The 7264-nt window shown below is 57.4% G+C and carries 4 protein-coding genes, 1 tRNA gene and 2 rRNA genes (1 of these 7 cut by a window edge); 5 read left to right on the top strand and 2 right to left on the bottom strand.

Features of this window, described 5'->3' with window-relative positions; all coding sequences use genetic code 11:
• The 5 genes from QNA11_RS12640 to QNA11_RS12620 all read left to right on the top strand — a co-directional run.
• A 23S ribosomal RNA gene (locus QNA11_RS12640) occupies positions 1-1013 on the top strand (it extends 1927 nt beyond the left edge of the window).
• Positions 1014-1146: 133 nt separating this feature from the next.
• Positions 1147-1262, top strand: a 5S ribosomal RNA gene (rrf, locus tag QNA11_RS12635).
• Between the two features lie 79 nt (positions 1263-1341).
• Positions 1342-1418 (top strand) — tRNA-Met (locus tag QNA11_RS12630).
• Between the two features lie 95 nt (positions 1419-1513).
• Positions 1514-3592 carry a glycosyltransferase family 2 protein gene (locus QNA11_RS12625; RefSeq protein WP_283483303.1) on the top strand — a complete coding sequence of 693 codons (2079 nt, stop codon included), beginning with the start codon at positions 1514-1516 and terminating at the stop codon, positions 3590-3592.
• 130 nt (positions 3593-3722) lie between these two features.
• Positions 3723-5012: a KpsE/RkpR family capsule polysaccharide export protein gene (locus QNA11_RS12620; protein WP_283483302.1), complete on the top strand. Its 1290-nt coding sequence runs from the start codon at positions 3723-3725 to the stop codon at positions 5010-5012.
• Between the two features lie 247 nt (positions 5013-5259).
• Here QNA11_RS12620 and QNA11_RS12615 read toward each other — a convergent pair whose 3' ends face one another.
• Together QNA11_RS12615 and QNA11_RS12610 are read right to left on the bottom strand one after the other, a co-directional pair.
• Positions 5260-6327 (bottom strand): KpsE/RkpR family capsule polysaccharide export protein, encoded by a 1068-nt coding sequence (locus QNA11_RS12615; RefSeq protein ID WP_283483301.1) that lies wholly within the window; start codon positions 6325-6327, stop codon positions 5260-5262.
• 211 nt (positions 6328-6538) lie between these two features.
• Entirely contained in the window at positions 6539-7192 is a 654-nt protein-coding gene (locus tag QNA11_RS12610; protein WP_202074119.1) for an ABC transporter ATP-binding protein, read from the bottom strand.
• Positions 7193-7264 lie beyond the last annotated feature (72 nt).

Here is a 7264-nt window from a genome sequence, read left to right as displayed (position 1 = left end):
CACGCCTTGAATTGAAGCCCCGGTAAACGGCGGCCGTAAATATAACGGTCCTAAGGTAGCGAAATTCCTTGTCGGGTAAGTTCCGACCTGCACGAATGGCGTAATGACTTCCCCGCTGTCTCCAACGTCAGCTCAGTGAAATTGAATTCCCCGTGAAGATGCGGGGTTCCTGCGGTCAGACGGAAAGACCCCGTGCACCTTTACTGTAACTTTGCATTGGCATTCGTGTCGGCATGTGTAGGATAGGTGGTAGGCTATGAAGCATGGGCGCCAGCTCGTGTGGAGCCACCCTTGAAATACCACCCTTATCGTCATGGATGTCTAACCGCGATCCGTCATCCGGGTCCGGGACAATGCATGGTAGGCAGTTTGACTGGGGCGGTCGCCTCCCAAAGAGTAACGGAGGCGCGCGATGGTGGGCTCAGACCGGTCGGAAATCGGTCGTCGAGTGCAATGGCATAAGCCTGCCTGACTGCGAGACAGACAAGTCGAGCAGAGACGAAAGTCGGTCATAGTGATCCGGTGGTCCCGAGTGGGTGGGCCATCGCTCAACGGATAAAAGGTACGCCGGGGATAACAGGCTGATAACCCCCAAGAGTCCATATCGACGGGGTTGTTTGGCACCTCGATGTCGGCTCATCACATCCTGGGGCTGGAGAAGGTCCCAAGGGTTCGGCTGTTCGCCGATTAAAGTGGTACGTGAGCTGGGTTCAGAACGTCGTGAGACAGTTCGGTCCCTATCTGCCGTGGGTGTAGGAGTATTGAGAGGATTTGTCCCTAGTACGAGAGGACCGGGATGAACATACCTCTGGTGGACCTGTTGTGGCGCCAGCCGCAGTGCAGGGTAGCTATGTATGGACGGGATAACCGCTGAAGGCATCTAAGCGGGAAACCCACCTCAAAACCAGTGCTCCCTCGAGAGCCGTGGAAGACGACCACGTTGATAGGCCGGGTGTGGAAGCAGGGCGACCTGCGTAGCTTACCGGTACTAATCGCTCGATTGGCTTGATCGCTCTCATTTATCAATGCCCATCTTTTGCGCGTGTTCTTATCCGAAAACCGCTACGCACTTTTCGGGAACACGCGAAGATGGATGATGGAAAGACAAAGCGCACAGCGCCCGTTTGCTTCGATGTGTTTCGCCGGCCTGGTGGCCTTCGGCGAAGCGATCAGACCCGATCCCATCCCGAACTCGGCCGTCAAACGCTTCCGCGCCAATGGTACTATGTCTCAAGACCTGGGAGAGTAGGTCGTCGCCAGGCCTGCCAAACACATCGCTTCCTTCCTCTTCCGATCCCAAACCAAAAGCGCCGCTCCAAAAAAGCGGCGCTTCTCGCTTGTCGCGGGGTGGAGCAGCCCGGTAGCTCGTCAGGCTCATAACCTGAAGGTCGCAGGTTCAAATCCTGCCCCCGCATCCAAGCCCGTAGGCGAAAACCCAACTCAGAAATCCTTCAATTGCGTTCTTGGCCTTGCATCGCAATTATTGACGCATCGCGGGGGGCCGGGTAAACCGATGTTCTGTCGCACCCAGTGCGACAGCAAGAAATTCTTTGCCATTATCCTGCTTTGTCCAGGTTCGGCCATCGCGTCTCGCCCCCTAAAAAGCTCCCTGGCGCCCTTGAAAACCGACTTAAAGCCCTCGGCCATTCCTCTGCGCATTTGCAGGGACGTTGTTTTGGAGGATGGCTTCCTCAACGCGACGAGCGCCGAACCATGGCTCGGGCTTCCCGATGTCGACCCTCGTTCCGGTGGCAGGTTTCTGTCCCTGCGCTATGCCGCAGACCCTTATGACCCACCGGTTCGCCCCGTTCTCCGTTTCTGGTTGAAAGACGGAGACTACCGAGATCACATCTTGCCCGCTCCGTACGACGGCGTCGGCGCATGGCTTGGTCATACCCCGCGCGATTTTAGCAGCGTCTGGATCAGTCCAACGAATCGAAAAGGTAGATTCGACTTCGAAATTATCGACATAAGGAAACCGCATCTTCTCGAGTTGCTGAAGCGAGCGCGCCATTCGCCGAAGCGGGTGTTCTTCGCAGTCTCCGCGGGCATGGTAGGCCTCGAGCAAGAAGCCGAGCTCAATTGGCGTTGGGCCCTCGGCTCGGAACCATTTTCGCACTACGAAAACTGGCGCCGGCGACGCGAGGGGACCGACAGCCGCCGCCAGCTAAGGTGTGGTCAGCTCGCATTCTCATTATACGTCGATATCACCGGGGCGAGCGTCTCTGCGATCGACAAAACCTGCACGTCGATCGCGCGACAATCCTACGCAAACTGGCGGACGATCTTTCACGGCGCGCCGCTGGATCCAATGGCGGAGCGAACCCTCGCCGCCTGGCTCGATAAATCCGATTTCGAGATGATGGAGGGAGATGAGCCTCACCTATCGTCTGATTACCTCACCGCCTTGCATGCGGGCGATATTCTTGCTGGAAACGCTCTCGAAAGCTGTGCGCACCACCTCGAGCGTTACCCCGACCACACGATCGTTTACGCGGATGAACTGGGCCAACGACCTGTTCTCAAGCCGGGTTGGAGCCCGACGCTGCAAGCCTTCGCGCCTTACGTCGGAAGATCCGCCTTTTTCGCGAGCTCCATCGCGTCGAGCGCCGGCTTAACGATATCCGATGGCGCAGAGGCGATCTTCGACAACGCATTGAGCGCACAAACGGCAAAAGTTGGATCGATCAGGCGGCCGCTCTTTGGACTCGCACCCGCGGGCGGGAAGTTTCGTCCTGCGAAGGCTCCCGATGCGATTTACGGAAGGCAATCGGCTTGCGTGGGCGTTGTTATCCCAACCAGAGACCGCGCCGACCTTCTGCAAGTCTGTCTGGAGAGTCTTTTCAACAGAACAAGCTACTCGAACTACAAGGTGGTGGTTGTCGATAATGATAGCCGCGACCCGCGGACCCTTGATCTGATGGCGCAAATGGAGGCTGCCGAGCCTCGCTTATCAATTCTCAAGCAGCCGGGCGCATTCAACTTTTCTGCGCTGAGCAACGCCGGCGCAAATGCCGTCGAAGGCGATGTCCTGCTTTTCTTGAACAATGACACATGCGTGATGACGCCCGACTGGATCGAACGACTGCTTTATTTCGCAATCCAGAAGGACATTGGGGCGGTGGGCGCGAAGCTTCTTTATCCCGATCAACGGGTACAACATGTCGGCGTTCTACTCGGCATGGGCGGGGTTGCAGGGCATTTTGGAGCCGGGCTACACGCTCAGGCGCCCGGGTGGATGGAGCGAAATCGCGTTCCCCACGAGGTTTCGGCGGTCACCGGCGCATGTCTGATGGTCGAACGGCGCAAATTCGAGGCGGTCGGCGGTTTCGACGCGGTTAATCTGCCAATCGACTTGAACGATGTCGATCTTTGCCTTCGTCTGGGAGAGCGGGGCTGGCGGACAATCTGCAATGCCGAGGCCGTCCTCGTGCACCATCAATCCGCAAGCCGTGGCGGCGGGCTGCGGCTTCAGAAGGTTTACGCCAAGGAAAGGCGTTTTTTCATGGGACGCTGGCGGGCAGTTATTCGTGACGATCCATATTTTCACCCCGCTCTATCGCTATATGCGGCCGAGCCGGCTCTGCCGTGACTTGCTTGCACGAAAGCAGCTAGCCACGTATTTTCCTCGGCCTTTCTGGACGCCTGCATCCCGTTCATGGTGATGCATCACGGCCCGTACAATATCCGCCAGCGCTGGAATCGGCGGCAATCTCTTGGAGATGACAAAACAAATGCGCCCTAAGACCCCAATGTTGGGATGGATGAAGGAGGCGCGTGACGTCGTTGCGAGGCGCCTGCCGCGCAGAGATCTCCAGAATTTGGGTGGTGAGATCAAAAACAAGCTTCCCGCCCTGTCACAGGGCGTCGACCTCGTGTCGGAGGCCTTTGCAAACGCCAGGGGCGGCGGTTTACTGCGCCGAAGCTTCCTTGTGTTCGTTATCCTGCCGACCGTAATCTACTGGTTCTATGCGGCCCTATGGCAATCCGATCAGTATGTTTCAGAGGCGCGTCTCACCGTCAGAGAAGCGCAAAAGAAAGAAACGCGTGGGACTGACGCCGCATCGATCATGGCCAGTATGACAGGCGGCGCCGGGGGATCGTCAAAAGATACGCAGAACTCCTACATGGTGCTGAATTACATCAAGAGCCGGGCAATTTTGCTTGATCTCGGCGGCAAAAGCTATTTCGAGAAAAAATTCGGCGGGGCCGACGTGGATTTTTTCTCCCGGATTTCCTCCGATATCAACCTCGAAGATCTCTGGAAATATTGGCTCAACCATATACAGGCGAGCGTCGATGGCGTCTCTGGCATCCTCACTCTGCGGATCGATGCTTTTCACCCACATGATTCCCTGGATCTAACCAAGGACGTCATCAGGCTGAGCGAAGAGCTCATCAACCGGATAACTCTCAGGAACCGCAACGACGCGCTCGCGCGCGCCGAAAGCGAAGTCAAGCTCTCGCGTGAGAAGCTCGCGGAGGCGCGTGAGAGAATTCTGCAATTTCGCAATCAGAATCTCCTCATTGATCCTGCCTCCCGGGCAACCAGCCTGGGGGAAATGATCGGCAAGCTGACGCTCGATCGCATCGATCTTTTGAACGCCCTATCGACGACCTCTACGTCCCTATCCGCGGATGCGCCGAGCCAACGCCTCCAGCAGACGCGTCTTGCCGCGATTGATAAGCAACTGGCCGAACTGAAAAAGAAGCTCACGGACGACCAGGGCGCGGACGCCGTTTCGTCTCAAATCGCCGGTTACGAGCGCGTGAAGCTGGAAGAGCAATTTGCCGAGCGGATGTATTCGATCTCGGTGACGGCCTATGAGCAAGCGCGACAAGATCTCCAACGTCAGCAGCTTTATCTTGTGACGATCGTCGCGCCGAGCCTGCCAGAATCCGCGACTTATCCGAGAGTCATCGGCAGTACGTTGCTGATGTTTGTGTCTCTGCTTGTTGTCTGGGCAATCGTTTCGCTGATGGTCGCGCTTTTTGAGGATCAGATGATTTAATATATCCGCATGCGATCATTCCCGCCGCTCGCTCGAACGATCGATCGGAAATCCAGAGCCGATCAGCGTTTTTGTGGCCCTGGATTCCCGGTCGGGTTTTCAGCCCGCCGGGAATGACATCCCCATGCCGAGCTGTTCAAACGGATAGCACATGGTGGCGGCGAGACAGGCAATAGCGAGGGATGCCTGGGCGAACCAACGATCGTCCGGCGCTGGTGAAAGCCAACACTTGCCGACCGGGCTTTCTTCAATGCGCCATATGGTCTCGCACGAGGAAAGCGACGCCAGCCAGAAGCGCCCATCCCAGAGCCGATGGAAAAACAATAATCGACCACTCGAGCCAGCGGCGTGGATAAATCGATTTCTCGGCGAGCGTCGGGCGGAGGAAAAGCGCCAGATAGGTTTGCTGCCGGTCGACGTCGATGCGCGCCGATTCATAGGCGGTTGCGGTCAAGGCATATTGTTGTTGCGCAAGAGCGAGATCAACCTGGCGCTCGGACAGGATCACCGCGTGCCCCGCCATTGAGTTGCTGTTCTCTTTACTCGCAATCTGAGCCGTGTAGTCCGCGATCTGTTTTTTTAGATTCTCGATGCGCGTTGTCAGCAGCTTCACTTGAGGAGAGTCCGTCGCAGCCGCGCCAGATTGTAGGGCAAGGCTTTCTTCCGCGCGTGCGAGATTGAGTCTGAGCTGCGTGACGATTTTGTTGACCGCCTGCGCCTCGGACGTCGCATCGAGAACGCCTTCGGCATTGCGTGCGTCGCGTAGGCTGGCGGTTGCGGCTTTCACACGCTCTTCGGCGCGCTTGAGCTCATAACTGGCTTTCGAAAGCGCGTCTTGTCGCAAGCGCGTCGACAGCTCGTTCACGAGCCTCTCTGATAATTCCACGATGTTTCGAGTGATGAGAAGGGAATCCTCCGGCGTGAAGGCGCGGACATCGACCGCAATGATGCCGGACATGACGTCGACCGTGGCCTCGACCTTCTTTTTCCAATATTTCTCGAGCTTTTCGATGGGGTCGTCCGGGTCGAATCGAGAGAGATAATCGACGTCGGGACGGGAGAACATTTTTTTTAGGCCGATCTTTTTGTCGATAATCTCGATGACGGCGCGGCTGGTGATGTATTTGGCGATGGCCTGAGACTCTTGAACCTGTTTTTCATTCCGGCTGCTGACCCCCAGCGCCGTCCACGAGGCGCTATCGGCGGACTGAAGCGAGAATTTCGCCGTCGTCACATATTGTTTGCTCGCGATCAGGCCCCAATAGAGCGACGCGCCGAGCAGCGGCGCCAGCACCAGCAGGACAAAGCTGAACAAAAGCCCTTTCTGGAAAGCTCTTTCGCCACGGCGTGCGGCAAAGCCGCCGCCGCCTGCGATCATGCTTGTCGGCGAACGAGAGCGATTGGCCGCGCGGCGCAAGGCCCGAGAGATGGATGTTGCAATCCGGCCGGCTTCGTCGGGGCTTATGGGTTCGCGGGGCCCGGGCAGGGCAACTTGCCGAGCGGCGGCGCCTTTGGTCATTGCAGGGTCAGGCATTGAGCTTCTTATACAGGTCTATGGCGTCGTCGACATTGCGGAAGACATGCATCTGCCCGCCCGCCAGAACGATCCCGTGGTCGCAATATTCCGTGATGGTCGACATCGAATGCGACACCATGATGATGTCGGCTTTTTTCCGCCGCCTGGAAAACTCTTCCTTACATCGCGCGGCGAAGCGCGCGTCGCCGACGGCCGTCACTTCGTCGATCAGATAGCACTCGAAATCGATTGCGAGCGAGAGGCCAAAAGCGAGACGCGCCATCATGCCCGACGAGTAGGTCGAGACCGCCGCATCCATATAGGCCCCAACTTCGGCGAAGTCCTCGACAAAGCTCATGACTTTGCGTGGGTCCTGGCCGTAGACGCGCGCGATGAATTTGACGTTTTCCCGGCCGCTGATCAACGGATGCATGACGCCGGCGAAGCCGAGCGGCCAGGAAATTCGGGCGTTACGGACGATGCGGCCGCCATTTGGCAGCTCGTTTCCAGCCAAGAGTCTGATCAAAGTCGATTTGCCGGCGCCGTTCACGCCGAGAACGCCATAGCTACGCCCAGGCTTGAAATCCAACGTGACGTGATTGAGGACGATCTTCCGATGCCCGCTCGACCTGTAATATTTGAAAACATTCTCGAGTTTGATCATGTCGCGGCAAAGGTCGAAGCGATTCCGAGTTGAGCAATTTGAGCCCCCTTTTCGGCTAATCGAAGGCGGCCC

It is taken from the genome of Methylocystis sp. JR02, assembly GCF_030063565.1.
GTDB classification, from domain to species: Bacteria; Pseudomonadota; Alphaproteobacteria; order Rhizobiales; family Beijerinckiaceae; genus Methylocystis; species Methylocystis iwaonis.
This window is presented reverse-complemented; position numbering and strand designations above follow the sequence as displayed.